Here is a 16,074-nt window from a genome sequence, read left to right on the forward strand (position 1 = left end):
CGGCCGTAGGATGGCGGGGTGAAAGCCCGTCCCGCCATCGTGTACTCCGTCCTGCGGCTCCTGGTGTTCCTCGTGCCGTTCGGACTCATGATGCTGGTGCCGATCCTGCGCGAGTTCTACTGGCTGTCGGCCATCTTCGCGGCGCTCATCGGGCTGAGCCTGTCGATCATCTTCCTCCGCCGCCCGCTCGCCGAGGCGACCGCGGGCCTCCCGGCGAAGCGGATGCCGCGCGAGCCGGGCGCGCAGGACGCGGCGACCGAGGATGCGGCCCTCGATGCCGCGGACGACGCCGCACCGCGCGACACCGACCCCCGCTGAGCGCCACCTGCGACGCCGACCCCGCGCGTCAGGTGGCAGGTGCTGCCGCCTCGACCGCTCGGATGCGGCAGCAAGCGCCACCCGAGACACCCGGATGCGGCAGCAAGCGCCACGCGAAGCCCCCGGATGCGGCGCCAACCGCCACCCAAGACGCCCGGATGCGGCGACCACCGCGCGACGCGCGCTCAGCCGATGAGCGCCCAGAAGAGCAGCGCACCGTAGGCGAGCGAGGTGAGGGAGGTCACGCTCAGCGCGACGACGAGCTCCTTCGGCTGCCGGTACGTCCACACGATGAGGATCGCCGGGAGTGCACCGAGCAGTGCCAGCAGCGTCAGCCACGCGATCGGGTAGAACAGCGCGAGGAACGCCGAGATGACGAACGGCACGAGCACGAACACCGTGAACAGCACCTGCGTCCAGCGCTTGCCGATCCGCACGCTCAGGGTGCGCTTGCCCGCGAGCTTGTCGGGCTCGATGTCGCGCAGGTTGTTCGCGAGCAGCACGGCGCAGGCGAGCAGGCCCGCCGCGACCGCCCCGAGCCACGCGGCCTGCGTGACCGTGCCGACCTGGATGAAGGTCGTGCCGGCGGTGGCGACGAGTCCGAAGAACACGAAGACGAACAGCTCGCCGAACCCGGCGTAGCCGTAGGGTCGCTTGCCGCCGGTGTAGAACCAGGCGACGACGATGCAGGCGGCGCCGGCGAGCAGCAGCCACCAGTGCTGCGTGCGGACGACGACGGCGAGACCGGTGAGGGCAGCGAGGCCGAAGAAGACGAACGCCACGACCAGCACCGTCTTCGGCTTCGCCCGGCCGGCGCCGGTGAGCCGGGCGGGGCCGACCCGGTAGTCGTCCGTGCCGCGGACGCCGTCGCTGTAGTCGTTCGCGTAGTTCACACCGATCTGCAGGAACACCGCGACCGCGAGGCAGGCGAGCGCGAGCAACCAGTGGAACTGACCGTCGACCACGCGGGCGGCACCGGTGCCGATGAGCACCGGGGTGATGCCGAGCGGCAGCGTCCGCAGACGCGCGGCGCCGATCCAGTCGCCGAGCCCGGCGCGGCGCACGGCCGGCGTGGGCGGCGCGTTCCGCTTCCGCGGGTTGCCGGAACGGTTCGAGGGATGCTTGCGAGCGCTACGTGCCACGAGGGGCAATCGTAGTCGCGGCGGGGGTGTCAGCCGTTCAGCATGCGTCGCAGCGCCACCCGGTCGGGCTTGCCGCTCGTGAGGACCGGGAGCTCGGCGAGCACCGCGATCCGTGACGGCCGCGCCGGTGCACCGAGCTCCGCCTCGACCGCCGCGCGCACCTCCGCGAGCCGGTCCGACCCCTCCCCCGCGACCGCGACGACGGGGGTCTCGCCCCAGCGCTCGTCGTCGACGCCGATGACGACCGCCGACGCGAGCCCGGGGAGCGACCGCACGACGCGCTCCACCCGGTCGAGCGAGACGTTCACCCCGCCCGAGACGATGACGTTGTCGATGCGTCCTGTGACCTGCAGCACGCCGTCCTCGATCCGGCCGGCGTCGCCCGTGCGGTACCAGCGCGCGCCGTCCGCATCCGTCGTGAACACGGATGCGGTGCGCTCCGGGTCGCCGAGGTACCCGTCCGCGAGGGTCGGACCGCTCAGCTGCACCTCGCCGTCCTCGATCCGCATCCGGACGCCGTCGAGGGGCCGGCCGTCGTAGACGCAGCCGCCGCTCGTCTCGGTGGAGCCGTAGGTGCGGACGATGCGGGCGCCGAGCGCGGCGGCCCGGTCGGCGATCTGCTGCGGCAGCGCCTGCCCGCCGATGAGGATCGCGTCGAACGAGGCGAGCGCGGCCGCCACGTCGGGGTCGTGGGCCGCGTCGACGAGCCGGGCGAGCTGCGCGGGGACGAGCGAGGTGAAGCGCGGGATGCGGTCGCCACCGCGTGAGGAGACCATGCCGCGTGCGGCGGCGGTGAACGCGGCGGGACTGAACCGCCCCTCGAGCACGGCGGGTTCGTGACCGGCCATGAGCGCCCGTACGAGCACCTGGAGCCCGGCGACGTATCCGGCGGGGAGGGCGAGCAGCCACGCCCCCTCACCGATCCGCGCGGCGGTGGCGAACGCGCTCGCGACCAGGGCGTTGCGGCCGAGCACGACCTGCTTCGGGTACCCGGTCGACCCGGAGGTCGTGACGACCGCCGCCGTGCCGGCCGGCACCTCGACCGGGTCCGGGGACCCGAGGAGCACCGCCGGTCCCGGTCCGTCGACCGCACGCCGGATCGCGCGGAGCACGTCGCGCGCGCCCTCGCCCTCCGGCGGCACCGCGCGCATCAGAAGTGGTACGGGTAGGGCGACCAGTCCGGGTCGCGCTTCTGCAGGAACGCGTCGCGGCCCTCCACGGCCTCGTCGGTGCCGTAGGCGAGGCGGGTGGCCTCACCCGCGAACACCTGCTGGCCGACCATGCCGTCGTCGATCGCGTTGAAGGCGAACTTCAGCATCCGGATGGCGGTGGGCGACTTGCCGAGGATCGTGCGGGCCATCGCGAGCGCCTCGCGCTCGAGCTCCGCGTGCGGCACGACGCGGTTCACCGCGCCCATCTCGTAGGCGCGCTGGGCGGAGTACTCCTCGGCGAGGAAGAACACCTCGCGGGCGATCTTCTGGCCGACCTGCCGCGCCATGTACGCGGACCCGTAGCCGGCGTCGAAGGAGCCGACGTCCGCATCCGTCTGCTTGAACCGGCCGTGCTCGGCCGACGCGAGCGACAGGTCGCAGACGATGTGCAGCGAATGCCCGCCGCCGGCGGCCCAGCCTGGGACGACGGCGATGACGACCTTCGGCATGAAGCGGATGAGGCGCTGCACCTCGAGGATGTGCAGGCGCCCGGCGCGGGCGGAGTCCTGCACCTGCGTCTCGTCGTCCGAGTACTTGTACCCGTCGCGGCCGCGGATGCGCTGGTCGCCGCCGGAGCAGAAGGCCCACCCGCCGTCCTTGGGGCTCGGCCCGTTGCCGGTGAGGAGCACGACGCCGATCCGCGGGTCCTGCCGCGCGATGTCGAGCGCCCGGTACAGCTCGTCGACCGTGTGCGGGCGGAAGGCGTTCCGCACCTCGGGCCGGTCGAACGCGATGCGCGCGACCCGGCCGTCGTGGGTGACGTGCGCGGTGATGTCGGTGTACTCCTCGGCGCCGGGCGCGAGGGTCCACTCGGCCTCGTCGAAGATGTCCGAGACGGTCATGCGTTCTTCCGATCCCGCCAGTCGAGCCAGCGCTGCACCAGGGCGAAGTCCCAGTCGGGACCCGCGAAACCGAGCGTGAACAGCCGCGCCCCGGCGTCGAAGAGCGCATCGGCGGTCTCCTCGTCGCGCCCCTTCAGCTCGTTCGAGACGATGAGGTCCGACACGTCCGAGCCGTCGGTGTCCGCCCACCGGGCGATGACGTCGAGCTTGTGGCCGAGTTCGTCGGGGGCGACGAAACTGTGCCAGATGTCGGCGTGCTTCGCGACGATCCGGAGCGTCTTCTGCTCGCCCTTGCCGCCGATGAGCACCGGGATGCGGCGGGTCGGCGGCGGGTTCAGCTGCTCCCACCGCGCCTCGACGCGGTCGAGCCCCGCGGCGAGCAGGTCCAGTCGGGATCCGGCGGTGCCGAACTCGTAACCGTACTCGTCGTAGTCGCGCTGGAACCAGCCGGAGCCGGTACCGAAGATGAACCGGCCGGTGCCGGTGCCCTTCGCACTGATGTGGTCGACCGTGCGGGCCATGTCGGCCTGCAGGTCGGGGTTGCGGTACCCGTTGCAGTTCACCAGCGCGCCGAACTCGATGCGCTCGGTCTGCTCGGCCCAAGCGGCGAGCATCGTCCAGCCCTCGAAGTGGCGCCCGTCCGGCTCGCCGTAGAGGGGGTAGAAGTGGTCCCAGTTGAAGACGATGTCGACGCCCATCTCCTCCAGGCGGGTCACCGCCGTCCGGATGTCGTCGTACGCGACGTGCTGGGGCTCGATCTGCACGCCGAGGCGCACGGGGGTTTCCAGAAGCGGCATGACGCCAGCCTATTCCCGGGGCGAGGATGGAGGCATGAGTCCACTCCTGCCCGACCTCGCCGAGGTGCGCGCGTCCGCGCACGTGGTCGCCCTCCCCCTGCACACCCGGTTCCGCGGCATCACGGTGCGGGAGGCGTTGCTGCTCGACGGCCCGGAGGGGTGGAGCGAGTTCTCCCCGTTCGCCGAGTACGACGATCGGGAGGCGTCGACCTGGCTCGCGGCGGCGCTCGACTTCGGCTGGATGCCGCAACCGCCGGCGCGGCGGGAGGGCATCCCGGTGAACGCGACCGTCCCGGCCGTGGCCGCCGCATCCGTCGCCGAGGTGCTGGCCCGGTACGACGGATGCCGCACGGTCAAGGTCAAGGTCGCGGAGCTCGGGCAGACGCTCGCGGACGACGTCGCGCGGGTGCGGGAGGTGCGCCGCATCCTGGGTCCCGAGGGCCGGGTGCGGGTCGACGCGAACGGCGGCTGGAACGTCGACGAGGCCGAGCACGCGGTGCGGGCGCTCGCGGAGTTCGACCTGGAGTACGTCGAGCAGCCGTGCGCGACCGTCGCCGAGCTGGCCGAGCTGCGCGCCCGCATCGTGCGGCTCGGGATCCCGGTCGCGGCGGACGAGAGCGTCCGCAAGGCCGACGACCCGGTCCGGGTCGTGCGCGAGGAGGCCGCCGACCTCGTGGTGGTGAAGGCCGCGCCGCTCGGCGGTGTCCGCGCGGCGCTCGACGTCGTCGAACGCGCCGGGGTGCCCGCCGTCGTCTCGAGCGCGCTGGACACCTCGGTCGGGCTCGGGATGGGGCTGGCCCTCGCCGCCGCGCTCCCCGACCTCGCCCACGACTGCGGACTCGGCACGGGCTCGCTCCTCGCCGCGGACGTCACGGCCGAGCCGCTGCAGGCGGTCGGCGGCGTCATCCCGGTCCGCCGCGCCGAGGCCGACCCGGCGTTGCTGGCGCGGTACGCCGCACCCGCGGACCGCCGCGACTGGTGGCTCGCCCGTCTCGAGCGCTGCCACGCGCACCTCACCGCCCGCTGACGAGCGCCCGAGTGCGCATCCGTTTCGCGAACGCGTATCCGATCAGGTGCGCACTCACGAAACGGATGCGCACTCACGATGCGGCGGGCGGGTCACTCCAGGCCGGAGTAGGCGTGCAGCCCCTTGAAGAACATGTTCACGATCGTGAAGTTGAACAACACCGCCGCGAAGCCGATGATCGACAGCCACGCCGACCGGGTGCCGCGCCAGCCGCGGGTCGCCCGCGCGTGGATGTACCCGGCGTAGAGCACCCAGATCACGAAGGTCCAGACCTCCTTCGTGTCGAAGCCCCAGTAGCGGCCCCACGCGTCGTTCGCCCAGATCGACCCGGCGATGAGGGTGAAGGTCCAGAAGATGAACCCGATGATCGCGAAGCGGTACGCGAGCGACTCCAGCGCGTCGGACGACGGCAGGATGCGGAGGAACTTCGGACCGGTCTTCGTCGCGGTCTCACCCGCAGCCGCGGCGGCGATCCGCTTGCGCTCCCGCCGGGCCTGCAGCAGCTGCACGACCGAGAGGCCGAACGACAGCGCGAACAGCGCGGTCGCCAGCGACGCCACGAACACGTGGATGACGAGCCACGGCGACTTCAGCGGATCGGCGAGCGGGGTGATCGCGACGTAGAAGCCGAGGGTCGCGCCGCCCAGCAGCAGCACCGTGAGGCCGGTGATGAAGGTGCCGAGGAAGCGGAGGTCGTACTTGAACAGCACCACCAGGTACACGGCCACGATGAGCATGGTGCCGGTGAGCGCGAACTCGTACATGTTCGACCACGGCACGCGTTCGGCCGCGATCCCGCGCGTGACGTCGCCGCCCACGTGGAAGAGGAACGCGAGCCAGGTCAGCGCCGTGCCGATCCGGGCCCAGACCGGACGCTTGCCGCCGTCACGGGCCGCCGTGTCCTTGCGCGTGAGGCTCTCGGCGGGGGCGCGTCCGCCGACGGCGGCGCCGACGAGCTCGCGCTCCATGGCCGCATCCTGCGCGTCGACGGCCGCCGCCCCGCGGCGGGCGAGATCGATCGCGTAGGCGATGAACGCCAGCGCGTAGACGGCGATGGCGGTCCACACGAGCAGGAGCGACACGGAGTCGAGCGTGAGCTGTTCGGACATGGTCCTCAGTCTAGGTCGGGGGTCGCGGGGCGGCCCTGGTCGGAGGTGGTTTCCGCAGTCGGCGCGGGCTGGTCGGATGCGGGTGCCGAGGGCGCCTCCGACCCGGGAGACGCAGCCTCGGCCCCGGATGCGGCAGCGAACCGCTGCGGGTCGGCGGCGAGCGTCTGGCCGTGCTTGCGCGCGAGCTGTTCGACGGCGGCGCCGAGGGTCGGGTCCTCGCCACGGGCGAGTCCGGCGTACTCGATCCGCAGACGTCCGTCGCGGGCGGCGAGCTTGACCCACATGCGTCGGCGCGGAACGAACAGGGCCAGCAGCAGGCCGGCGAGGGCGAGCACGGCGAACAGCAGCACCCACGGGGCGGCGACGTCGCGGTGGATGGAGAGCGAGACGTACCGCTTCACGGCCTGCGAGTACTCGCCGTCGGAGAGGTCGGCCCCGTCCGGGGTCTCGTCCTCGAACGTGACGGTGCCGAGCCCTCCCGGGAGCTCGCCGGTCTGCCCGGGCAGGAGCTGGATCGACTCGGCGCCGGTGTCGCCGCCGGTGAGCTGCGTCATCCCGGTCGGGTCGAGGGTGTACACCGAGCGCGCGGTGCCGTCGTCGATGCCGAGGTCGCCGGCGTAGACGTTCAGGGTGAGCACCGGGAGCACGAGGTCGGGGTAGATCGAGGTGAACGCGCCGGACTCCAGCGGCTGCATCGTGGGGTAGAAGAACCCGACGAGGCCGAGCTGCTCGTCGAGGCCGTCCGCGACCTTCACGACGCCGAGCGAGGTCATGTTGTTGTCCTGCGGGAGGAACGCGACCGAGTCGTGGAACACGACCGTGCCTTCGTCGTCGCGCACCGTGATGGTCGGGGCGTACCCGTTGCCCATGAGGTAGACGCGGTCGCCGGCGACGTCGAGCGGGTGGTTCACGCGCACCTCGCCGTCGACGGGATCCTCCCCCGGACGCGTCACGGTCACGTGCGCGGCGAAGTCGCCGGCCTGCCCCGAACCCTGCTCTCCGAACGGGACGTAGGAGACGTCGAACTCGTCGAGGGTGACCGAGTAGGGCGTCAGGTGCTCGCCGTCGACGAGCCGGCCCGGGTTGAACGAGGAGTAGAAGGTGAGGGCGTTCGTGAACGAGGTGCCCTCGATGATCGCGCGCTGCCCGGTGTAGGTGTACGCACCGCCGATGCCGGCCGCGAGCAGCACGCCGATGAGCGACACGTGGAACAGGAGGTTGCCGGTCTCGCGCAGGTAGCCGCGCTCGGCGGACACCGACCGGGCACCCGCACGGTCGTACCGTTCGACGCGGTAACCGGCGGCACGCAGCTGCTTCGAGGCGGCGTCGATCGCAGCCTCCGCCGCGTCGTCCGCATCCGCCCCGGGCGCGAGCGGCACCGTGACCGCCGTGTGGTGCTCGAGGCGCGACAGGCGGGCGGGGGTCCGCGGCGGCCGCGTGCGCAGCGCCTTCCAGTGGTGCTTCGTGCGGGGGATGACGCAGCCGATGAGCGAGATGAACAGCAGGATGTAGATCGCCGAGAACCACGCCGACGAGTACACGTCGAACAGCTGCAGGTCGTCGAGCACCGGGAACAGGTCGGGGTTGTCGGCCTGCCACTGGGTGACGCCGTTCGGGTCGGCGCTGCGCTGCGGGAAGATCGAGCCGGGCACCGCGGCGATCGCGAGCAGGAGCAGCAGCACGAGCGCGGTGCGCATGCTCGTCAGCTGCCGCCAGCCCCAGCGGATCCAGCCGATCACGCCGAGCCGCGGCGCGGTGACGGTGTCGTCGTCGGATGCGGTCGACGCGCCGCCGTCGGTGTAGTCGGACGGCCGGAGCGGGTCGGTCTCACGAGTCTCAGAGCGCGGGTGTGACACCGGCGATCACCCCCTGCAGGTCGGACATGAGCATGGTCCACACCCCGGTCACCATGAGCAGACCGAGGGCGATGAGCAGCACGCCGCCGATGATGTTCACGGTGCGGATGTGGCGTCGCACGAACGCGACGGAGCGGGAGGCCCAACCGAAACCGAGCGCGATGAGCATGAAGGGGATGCCGAGGCCGAGCGAATAGACGAGGCCGAGGAGCGCACCGCGACCGGCGGAGGCCTGGTCGAACGACATCCCGAGGATGACGGCGAGGGTCGGGCCGATGCACGGCGCCCAGCCCAGGCCCATCGCGAGGCCGAGGAGCGGCGCGCCCACGAGGCCGAGGTTGCCCTTGACCGCGGGCTTGAGGGTGCGCTGGGCGAAGCCGAACAGGCCGATGAACACGAGGCCGAGCAGGATGATCACGACACCCATGACGCGGGTGATGACGTCCTTGTAGACGAAGAGGAAGCCGCCGAACGCGCCGCCGAGGATGTTCATCGCCATGAACACGACGGTGAACCCGGCGATGAACAGCAGGACGCCGCCGAGGAGGCGCCCGCGACCCGCCTCACCGCCGCCACGGGGTGCGACGGCGCCGCCGAGGAAGCCGAGGTAGCCCGGCACGAGGGGCAGCACGCACGGGGACAGGAACGAGACGAGGCCGGCGGCGAGCGCGATCGGCACCGCCAGCCACAGCGCGCCGTCGGCGACGATGCCGGTCACGAGGTCTCCGCGAGCGTGTCGCGGACCAGGGTGTTCAGGATCGAGGGATCGGGGATCTGCCCGATGATGCGCGACGCGACCCGGCCCTGCGCGTCGAGCACGAGCGTCACCGGCACCGCGGTCAGCGGCACCGCGTCGGCGAACGCGAGGGTGAGGTCGGCGTCGTCGACGGCGATGAGGCTCGGGTAGTCCACCCCGTACGTCTCCATGAAGGAGACGGTGGTCGCGGGCTGGTCGTAGATGTTGACGCCGAGGAACGAGACGTCCTGGTCGGCGAAGGAGGCCGCCGACTCGGCGAGCTCGCCCGCCTCGGCCCGGCACGGACCGCACGCGGCGTACCAGAAGTTCACCACGAGCACCCGGCCGGCGAAGTCGGCGCTCGAGACGGCCTCCCCGGTCTCGTTCACGCCGTCGAACGCGATCGGCTCGCCGCGCTCCTCGGCCGGGGTCTCGAGCACCCGCGAGTCGCCCGCGATGAAGCCCTTGTTGGAGCCTTCGCGGTACTGATCTGCGAGCGGGTCGTTGCTGCACGCGGCGAGCCCGCCGACGAGCACGACGGCGAGCACCGCGGATGCGGCGCGGCGCAGGATGCGGCGGTTCACACTGCCCCCACGTCCACGGATCCGGCGGTGCTGGCGGGCTCCGCGTAGCCGACCTCGTACCACTGCCCGGGACCGCCGGCGAAGCTCGTCACGCTGGAGAGGGCGCACCGGCGGCGGCGCGGGTCGTGCCGGAGCGGCAGACCGGAGATGTCGAGGTGGGTGACCCAGATGGGCAGCTGATGGCTGACGATCACGACATCGCCGGACGGGACCGCGTTCCAGGCGTCGTTCATCGCCGCCCGCATGCGCGCGACGACCTCGGCGTACGGCTCACCCCAGCTGGGGATCTCGGGCCGGCGCAGGTGCCGCCAGTTGGCGGGGTTGCGCAGCGCGCGCGACATCCGCTGCCCCTCGAAGACGTTCGTCGGCTCGATGACCCGCTCGTCGACGACCGGGTCCATGCCGAACAGCTCGGTGAACGGCTCGGCCGACTGCCGGGTGCGCAGCAGCGGCGAGCAGGCGAGCGCGGTCACCGGACGGGTGAGGCGGTGCACGTAGTCGGCGGCCTGTCGCGCCATCTCGCGCCCGGCCTCGCTCAACCGGAATTCCGGGAGCCGTCCGTAGAGCACACGGGTGGGGTTATGAACCTCCCCGTGGCGCACGAGATGGAGGCGTTCGGCGGGCACCCGTCGAGTTTACGTGGCCGCCGCATATGAAGAGGCTGAGCGGACGCTGTACGCGCCGCATCCGGGCGGGCTCAGCCGAGCGTCGAGAGGGCGATCCACGCGCCGAGGAACCACACGGCGACGCCGAGCGCGGCGGCCGCGAGCGGCACCCAGAACGCGAGGCGGCGCCGCACCACGCGCACGATGGCCCACACGACCCCGACGAACCACAGCACCCACGGGGTGAACATGGCGGTGAGCATGCCGACCTCGATGCGGGCGGCGCAGCCGTCGGACGCGCAGCCGTCGGACGCGAACGCGAGGAACAGCGCCATCACCGACCCGACCCCGGCGACGGCCGCCCCGAGCACGATGAGCAGCACCGTCGCGATCGTGTCGCCGAGCCGCAGCCGCGGCCTCCCGGCGTCGACCGTCCCGGTCTCCGGTGCCGTCGGATGCGACGCCGCGGGCGGCGGTGTCGGGACCGCGCGGGCGGACTGCGGGGTGCCGTCCCCCACCCGGTACGCACTCGGCGGCATCGTGAAGACGGCGGGCTCGCCGTCGTTGCGCGATTCACTCACGCCGCCATCGTAGGGCCGCCGGGCCCGTGCCCCGCGCGCGGGGCCACGTAGACTGGTGCCTCGTGAGCGAACGCGTCCTGGTGAATCAGCTTCTGTCCCGCCCCGACGGTCCTGTGACCGTGTCCGGATGGGTGGAGACCGTCCGCGATCAGAAGAAGGTGCAGTTCGTCATCCTCCGTGACGAGACCGGCGCCGTGCAGCTGGTGAACCCCGCGACGCGCGAGCTCCCCGAGGGCGCCGACGCGGCCGCATCCGCCGCGCTCGCGCTGACCGAGACGATCTCGGCGCTCGCGACCGGCACGTTCCTCACCGTCACCGGTGAGCTCAAGCACGACGAGCGCGTGAAGCTCGGCGGCGTGGAGATCAAGATCCACGCGCTCGACATCGCCGCCGCCGCGAACCCGGAGACCCCGATCGCCGCGGACTCCAGCGTCGACAAGCGCATGGACTGGCGCTTCCTCGACCTGCGCCAGCGCCGCAACAACCTCATCTTCCGCGTGCAGACCACCCTCGAGCACGCGATGCGCACCTACTGGATCGAGCGCGACTACATCGAGGTGCACTCCCCCAAGCTGATGGCGTCCCCGTCGGAGTCGAACGCCGAGCTGTTCGAGGTGCCCTACTTCGAGGACAAGACCGCGTACCTGGCGCAGAGCCCGCAGTTCTTCAAGCAGATGGCGCAGGTCGCCGGCTTCGGCAAGATCTTCGAGATCGCCCCCGCCTTCCGTGCCGATCCCTCCTTCACCAGCCGCCACGCGACCGAGTTCACCTCGATCGACGCGGAGATCAGCTGGATCGACTCCCACGAGGACGTCGCCCGGATGCAGGAGGAGCTCATCCAGACCGCGTTCCAGGCGGTCAAGGACAAGCACGGCGCCGAGATCGAGGAGCTGTTCGGGCTCGAGGTGCAGGTGCCGGCGATCCCGTTCCCGCGCATCCCGCTGGCCGAGGCCCGCGAGATCGTGAAGGCCCGCGGCTACGAGATCCCCCGCACCGACGGCGACCTCGACCCCGAGGGCGAGCGCCAGATCGCCGCGCACGTCGAGGAGACCTTCGGCCACCAGTTCGTCTTCATCACCGACTACCACCCCGAGATCCGCGCGTTCTACCACATGCGCGACGAGGAGACCGGGCTCACCAAGTCGTACGACCTGCTCTTCAAGGGCGTCGAGATCACGACCGGCGCGCAGCGCGAGCACCGGGTGGACGTCCTGATCGATCAGGCCAAGGAGAAGGGGCTCGACCCGGAGCACCTCGACTTCTACCTCGACTTCTTCCGCTTCGGCGCCCCGCCGCACGGCGGCTTCGGCATGGGCCTCGCACGCGTGCTCATGCTGCTGCTCGGCGAGAGCAGCATCCGCGAGGTGACCTACCTGTTCCGCGGGCCGACCCGCCTCGCCCCGTAAGCCGCGCACACACGAAGGGCCGGGAGGATGCTGCATCCTCCCGGCCCTTCGTCGTCCCACCTGCCGGTGCCCCGCGAACACAACTGCGGAGATCGCCCGCGACACGCCGCCACGCGGGGGCTCGGATGCGGCGTGTCGGCCGTGACCTCCGCAGTTGTGCTCGGCGGTGCGGGGCCGCGCGTCGCTCAGGCGGGCACGGATGCGGTGCGGTACCCGGCACCGGGGTGGTCGGCGGCGAGGTGCGGGCCCGCCCCGAGGAGCCGCTCGCGCAGGGTGACAGGCGCAGCGGGTTCGGGGGCGACGAGCCCGCGACGGCGCAGCTCCGGCACGACGAGCTCGGTGAAGCTCTCGAACGTACCGGTGTGGTCGGGCTGCACGAGGAAGCCGTCGGCGTCGATCTCCTCCAGCACGGCGGCCGCCTCGTCCACGACCTGCGCCGGGGTGCCGATGTAGGGGGCGCCCATGACGCTGTTGCGCTGGAACTCCTCGAGGATCTCGCGGACGGTCGGCGCGTCCGGCCCGAGGAACCGCTCGACGTTCGTGCGGCCGGTCTGCGTGAGCCCTGCGTCGGGGTCGAGCGGCTTGTCCGGGTCCATGCTCGACAGGTCGAGACCGGTGTAGAACGCGTACAGCGCCGCCGCCTCCTCGAGCGTGCGCGTCGCCATCTGCCGCTCGCGGATCGCGAACGCCTCAGCCTCGGTCTCGGCGACGTAGAACGTACCGGCGACCAGGCATTTCACGGCCCGCGGGTCACGGCCGTACGCTTCGGCACGCCGACGGATGTCCGCGATCTGCTCGGCCATCGCCGCGGGTTCGGCCGCGAGGAACACGGCCTCCGCATACCGCGCGGCGAGGTCGCGGCCGGGCGCCGAGGTGCCGGCCTGGAACAGGACCGGGGTGCGCTGCGGCCCCGGCGGCACGGTGAGGATGCCCTTCGCGTCGAAGTGCGGACCGTGGTGCTCGATCTCGCGCACGCGGTCGGGATCGGCGTAGACCGGCGTCTCACGGTCGACGACGAGGCCGCCCTCGTCCCAGCACCCCTCCCACAGCTTCAGCGAGAGGTCGACGTGGTCCGCGGCGATCTCGTAACGCTTGTCATGATCGATGAGCGGGATGCCGAACAGACGCGCGGAGGCGTTCTGACCGGCTCCGGTGACGATATTCCACCCCACCCGGCCGCCGCTCACGTGGTCGAGCGTCGCCATCTTCCGGGCGACCATCGGGGGCTTCTCCACCGTCGTCGAGAGCGTGACGACGAGGCCGAGGCGCTCGGTGACGGCCGCCAGCGCGGGCAGCACCGCGAGCGGGTCGCCCTTCGGGAACTGCGCCGCCGCCCGGAGCGATGTCGCGGGGATCGCGTCGTTCACGACCGGGTAGCCGTAGTCGTCGGCGAAGAAGAGGAAGTCGACGCCGGCGGCCTCCAGGCTCCGCGCCATGCGGATCCAGTGGTCGAGGGACAGGAACTCGGTGGACGTGTTCTCGGGGAGGCGCCACGCCCCCGTGATCCCCATCGAGGTGAACATCCCGATCTTCCACGGCGTGCCCATACATGCTCCGATCTCACATTGAACTGATCGGTTCACAGCGTACGGCGGTGATGTTTCCGCGAGGTCACAGCGGCGCGACCGTCAGGCCCGGCGCAGTATCCCGGACGCCCTGCGGCGCTGTCGACCCCGCCCGGCACCCGGCGGGCTCTCCCCTACGGTGGGGCGCACCCGGAAGGAGTCGCATGCCCGAACCCTGGATCGCGTTCCTCGTCGCCCTCGGCGCGGCCGTGCTCGCGGCGATCGCGGTGGCCGTCGTGGTCGCCCTCGTGACCCGCCTCATGGCCCGCCGGCACTCGTGGCCGCGCGGACTCATCGCGCGCGCCCACCGCCCGTTCCGCGCGCTCGTGTTCCTCGTGGCGCTGTGGATCGCGGTGACGGCGGCCTTCCCGCAGCGCGACTGGATGCAGGTGCTGAACCAGGTGTTCAGCATCCTCGTGATCGTGGCCGCCGCCTGGCTGCTGGCGGCGCTGGTCTTCTTCGTCACCGACCTCATGCTGGGCCGGCACCGGATCGACGTGCCCGACAACCGGGTGGCCCGCCGCATCCGCACCCAGACGCTCATCGTGCGCCGGCTGACCGTGGCGATCATCGTGATCATCGCGATCGGCGCGGTGCTGCTCACCTTCCCGAGCGTGCGCGCCTTCGGTGCGAGCGTGCTGGCCTCGGCCGGGATCGCCTCGGTGATCGCGGGCTTGGCCGCGCAGTCGATCCTGGCGAACATCTTCGCCGGGCTGCAGGTCGCCTTCAGCGAGGCGCTGCGCGTGGACGACGTCGTGGTGGTCGAGGACGAATGGGGCCGGGTCGGGGAGATCACGCTCAGCTACGTGGTGCTCGACCTGTGGGACGAGCGGCGACTCGTGCTGCCGTGCACGTACTTCACGACGACGCCGTTCCAGAACTGGACGCGGCAGGGCTCGGAGCTGCTCGGCGCGGTCGAGCTCGATCTCGACTGGCGCATCTCACCGAGCCGCATGCGTGCGCACCTCGACGAGGTCCTCGGGGGCACCGACCTCTGGGACGGCCGTGCCAGCGTGCTGCAGGTGACCGACGCGGTGGGCGGGTTCGTGCGCGTGCGCATCCTCGTGACCGCGCAGGACGCCCCTACCCTCTTCGACTTGCGGTGCCTCGTCCGGGAGGCGATGGTGACCTGGATGCAGCAGGAGATGCCGGCCGCGCTCCCGGTGCAGCGCGTGCTGATGACCGAGGAGCCCGCGATCACGCAGGCCGAGCCGGACGCGAGCGGCGAGGGCGGGCTGTTCACCGGCAGCGCCGAGGCGGAGGCGCGTGCCAGCACGTTCACCCAGGCGAACCCGGTGATCTCGGACCAGGACGCCGATCAGACCTCGAAGTCGACCGCGACGCGCGAGGAGACGACCGAGCGGACGTAGTCGACGACCGCCTCGTGCGCGGGGTGGTGCTGGTAGGCCTCGAGCGCGTCGGCGTCCGCGACGTCCGCGACGAGCGCGACATCCCAGTTGCCGCCGCCGATCACGTCGGGACCGACGGTGATGTCGATGAGCGCGGGGACCACACCGCGCAGCGCGTTCAGGGAGTCGGCGATCCGCTGCGCCTGCTCGCGCCGCTCGGTCTCGTCCTCGGTCGCGAGCTTCCACGCGACGACGTGCCGGAGGGTCATCGGACCGGCTCCGCGTCGAGGAGCGCCTCGCGCAGGCGCTCGGGGGCGACCCGCCAGTGGGCGTGCATCGCACCGTCGATGAGGATGACGGGGATCTTCTCCCACCACAGGTCGTACAACGCGGGGTCCTCCTCGATCGAGGCCTCCACGACCTCGACCCGGTCGGCCCGGTCCTCGGGCATGTCCGCGAGGACCTGCTCGACGACGCCGCGCGCGACGTCGCACAGGTGGCATCCGTCCTTACCGATGATCGTGAGGGTGGTCACGATGCCATCGTATCCGCGCCATGACGGGGCGGACGCGCCGACGGCTACTTCTCGACCGGGTACCCGGCCGCGATCCACTCCCCGGTGCCGCCCTCGACGTTCGTCGCGTCGTGACCGCGGGCCTCGAGCGCCTGCACCACCCGCGCCGAGCGACCGCCGGCCTGGCAGATCACGTCGAACGCGCCGTCAGGCAGTTCGTCGAGGTGCTCGCCGATGCTGGACATCGGGAGGTTCACGGCACCCGGCACGTGCCCGGCCGCGAACTCGTCGGGCTCCCTCACGTCGATGAGGGGCACGTCGGTGCGCTCACGGAGCTGCTGGACGGTGATGGACTTCATCTCAACCTTTCAGGTCGTACACGAAGCGCCCCTTCGACAGGCTGAAGCCGGTCGGGGGCGCTCGGTGTTCGGT

The 16,074-nt window shown here is 71.7% G+C and carries 18 protein-coding genes; 4 read left to right on the forward strand and 14 right to left on the reverse strand.

Annotation, left to right across the window (positions count from 1 at the left end; translation table 11 throughout):
* The first annotated feature begins 18 nt into the window (after positions 1-18).
* On the forward strand, positions 19-318 hold the full coding sequence (locus ACWAUO_RS12615) for a DUF4229 domain-containing protein (RefSeq protein WP_460775877.1): 300 nt from the start codon (positions 19-21) through the stop codon (positions 316-318).
* Positions 319-503: 185 nt separating this feature from the next.
* On the opposite strand, the gene ACWAUO_RS12620 is transcribed toward ACWAUO_RS12615, so the two are convergent.
* Genes ACWAUO_RS12620 through ACWAUO_RS12635 form a run of 4 tightly spaced genes read right to left on the reverse strand, consistent with a single transcriptional unit; the run spans position 504 to position 4,310 of the window.
* Positions 504-1,460, reverse strand: coding sequence for a 1,4-dihydroxy-2-naphthoate polyprenyltransferase (locus tag ACWAUO_RS12620; protein WP_460775879.1), 957 nt, complete (start codon positions 1,458-1,460; stop codon positions 504-506).
* Positions 1,461-1,489: 29 nt separating this feature from the next.
* Positions 1,490-2,611, reverse strand: coding sequence for an AMP-binding protein (locus ACWAUO_RS12625; protein WP_460775881.1), 1,122 nt, complete (start codon positions 2,609-2,611; stop codon positions 1,490-1,492).
* The gene (locus tag ACWAUO_RS12630; protein WP_460775882.1) at positions 2,611-3,513 is read right to left on the reverse strand and encodes a 1,4-dihydroxy-2-naphthoyl-CoA synthase; all 903 of its coding nucleotides are present in this window, start codon (positions 3,511-3,513) and stop codon (positions 2,611-2,613) included. Before ACWAUO_RS12630 ends, ACWAUO_RS12625 begins: the two co-directional genes overlap by 1 nt.
* Entirely contained in the window at positions 3,510-4,310 is an 801-nt protein-coding gene (locus ACWAUO_RS12635; protein ID WP_460775884.1) for an LLM class F420-dependent oxidoreductase, read from the reverse strand. Before ACWAUO_RS12635 ends, ACWAUO_RS12630 begins: the two co-directional genes overlap by 4 nt.
* Before the next feature lie 34 nt (positions 4,311-4,344).
* On the opposite strand from ACWAUO_RS12635, the gene ACWAUO_RS12640 reads away from it, so the two are divergent.
* Complete coding sequence (locus ACWAUO_RS12640; RefSeq protein ID WP_460775885.1) at positions 4,345-5,337, forward strand: o-succinylbenzoate synthase; 993 nt, start codon at positions 4,345-4,347, stop codon at positions 5,335-5,337.
* Between the two features lie 92 nt (positions 5,338-5,429).
* Here ACWAUO_RS12640 and ccsB read toward each other — a convergent pair whose 3' ends face one another.
* From ccsB to ACWAUO_RS12670, 6 genes are all read right to left on the reverse strand, one after another.
* Positions 5,430-6,446, reverse strand: coding sequence for a c-type cytochrome biogenesis protein CcsB (ccsB, locus tag ACWAUO_RS12645; RefSeq protein WP_460775886.1), 1,017 nt, complete (start codon positions 6,444-6,446; stop codon positions 5,430-5,432).
* Between the two features lie 5 nt (positions 6,447-6,451).
* Positions 6,452-8,302 (reverse strand): cytochrome c biogenesis protein ResB, encoded by a 1,851-nt coding sequence (gene resB / locus ACWAUO_RS12650; RefSeq protein WP_460775888.1) that lies wholly within the window; start codon positions 8,300-8,302, stop codon positions 6,452-6,454.
* Entirely contained in the window at positions 8,283-9,020 is a 738-nt protein-coding gene (locus ACWAUO_RS12655) for a cytochrome c biogenesis CcdA family protein (RefSeq protein ID WP_460775890.1), read from the reverse strand. The genes resB and ACWAUO_RS12655 overlap by 20 nt, the downstream gene beginning before the upstream one ends.
* A complete protein-coding gene (locus ACWAUO_RS12660; RefSeq protein WP_460775891.1) occupies positions 9,017-9,622 on the reverse strand; it encodes a TlpA family protein disulfide reductase in 606 nt (201 codons plus the stop codon). The genes ACWAUO_RS12655 and ACWAUO_RS12660 overlap by 4 nt, the downstream gene beginning before the upstream one ends.
* A complete protein-coding gene (locus ACWAUO_RS12665; protein WP_460775893.1) occupies positions 9,619-10,248 on the reverse strand; it encodes a histidine phosphatase family protein in 630 nt (209 codons plus the stop codon). The genes ACWAUO_RS12660 and ACWAUO_RS12665 overlap by 4 nt, the downstream gene beginning before the upstream one ends.
* A gap of 71 nt (positions 10,249-10,319) precedes the next feature.
* The gene (locus ACWAUO_RS12670) at positions 10,320-10,808 is read right to left on the reverse strand and encodes a DUF6264 family protein (protein WP_460775894.1); all 489 of its coding nucleotides are present in this window, start codon (positions 10,806-10,808) and stop codon (positions 10,320-10,322) included.
* A gap of 62 nt (positions 10,809-10,870) precedes the next feature.
* Between ACWAUO_RS12670 and aspS the strand changes: the two genes are divergently transcribed.
* On the forward strand, positions 10,871-12,214 hold the full coding sequence (gene aspS / locus ACWAUO_RS12675) for an aspartate--tRNA(Asn) ligase (protein ID WP_460775896.1): 1,344 nt from the start codon (positions 10,871-10,873) through the stop codon (positions 12,212-12,214).
* 185 nt (positions 12,215-12,399) lie between these two features.
* Here the strand turns inward: aspS and ACWAUO_RS12680 are convergent, their stop codons facing one another.
* Positions 12,400-13,761, reverse strand: a complete 1,362-nt coding sequence (locus tag ACWAUO_RS12680) for an NtaA/DmoA family FMN-dependent monooxygenase (RefSeq protein WP_460775897.1) — start codon at positions 13,759-13,761, stop codon at positions 12,400-12,402.
* A gap of 182 nt (positions 13,762-13,943) precedes the next feature.
* Here ACWAUO_RS12680 and ACWAUO_RS12685 point away from each other — a divergent pair, with 182 nt between their 5' ends.
* Positions 13,944-15,149, forward strand: a complete 1,206-nt coding sequence (locus ACWAUO_RS12685) for a mechanosensitive ion channel family protein (RefSeq protein WP_460775899.1) — start codon at positions 13,944-13,946, stop codon at positions 15,147-15,149.
* On the opposite strand, the gene ACWAUO_RS12690 is transcribed toward ACWAUO_RS12685, so the two are convergent.
* Genes ACWAUO_RS12690 through ACWAUO_RS12700 form a run of 3 tightly spaced genes read right to left on the reverse strand, consistent with a single transcriptional unit; the run spans position 15,098 to position 16,001 of the window.
* A complete protein-coding gene (locus ACWAUO_RS12690; RefSeq protein WP_460775900.1) occupies positions 15,098-15,397 on the reverse strand; it encodes a Dabb family protein in 300 nt (99 codons plus the stop codon). The genes ACWAUO_RS12685 and ACWAUO_RS12690 overlap by 52 nt on opposite strands.
* On the reverse strand, positions 15,394-15,663 hold the full coding sequence (locus tag ACWAUO_RS12695; RefSeq protein WP_460775902.1) for a glutaredoxin family protein: 270 nt from the start codon (positions 15,661-15,663) through the stop codon (positions 15,394-15,396). The genes ACWAUO_RS12690 and ACWAUO_RS12695 overlap by 4 nt, the downstream gene beginning before the upstream one ends.
* Positions 15,664-15,707: 44 nt before the next feature.
* Positions 15,708-16,001, reverse strand: a complete 294-nt coding sequence (locus ACWAUO_RS12700) for a rhodanese-like domain-containing protein (RefSeq protein ID WP_460775903.1) — start codon at positions 15,999-16,001, stop codon at positions 15,708-15,710.
* Positions 16,002-16,074: the final 73 nt, after the last annotated feature.

This window comes from Microbacterium sp. GXF7504, assembly GCF_054798235.1.

Excerpts from the sequence above, each read along its gene's own strand:
- ACWAUO_RS12690 (WP_460775900.1), bottom strand. The coding sequence starts at position 15,397 with ATGACCCTCCGGCACGTCGTCGCGTGGAAGCTCGCGACCGAGGACGAG.
- ACWAUO_RS12625 (WP_460775881.1), bottom strand. The coding sequence starts at position 2,611 with ATGCGCGCGGTGCCGCCGGAGGGCGAGGGCGCGCGCGACGTGCTCCGC.
- ACWAUO_RS12640 (WP_460775885.1), top strand. The coding sequence starts at position 4,345 with ATGAGTCCACTCCTGCCCGACCTCGCCGAGGTGCGCGCGTCCGCGCAC.
- ACWAUO_RS12630 (WP_460775882.1), bottom strand. The coding sequence starts at position 3,513 with ATGACCGTCTCGGACATCTTCGACGAGGCCGAGTGGACCCTCGCGCCC.
- ACWAUO_RS12685 (WP_460775899.1), top strand. The coding sequence starts at position 13,944 with ATGCCCGAACCCTGGATCGCGTTCCTCGTCGCCCTCGGCGCGGCCGTG.
- ACWAUO_RS12635 (WP_460775884.1), bottom strand. The coding sequence starts at position 4,310 with ATGCCGCTTCTGGAAACCCCCGTGCGCCTCGGCGTGCAGATCGAGCCC.
- ACWAUO_RS12680 (WP_460775897.1), bottom strand. The coding sequence starts at position 13,761 with ATGGGCACGCCGTGGAAGATCGGGATGTTCACCTCGATGGGGATCACG.
- ccsB (WP_460775886.1), bottom strand. The coding sequence starts at position 6,446 with ATGTCCGAACAGCTCACGCTCGACTCCGTGTCGCTCCTGCTCGTGTGG.
- ACWAUO_RS12700 (WP_460775903.1), bottom strand. The coding sequence starts at position 16,001 with ATGAAGTCCATCACCGTCCAGCAGCTCCGTGAGCGCACCGACGTGCCC.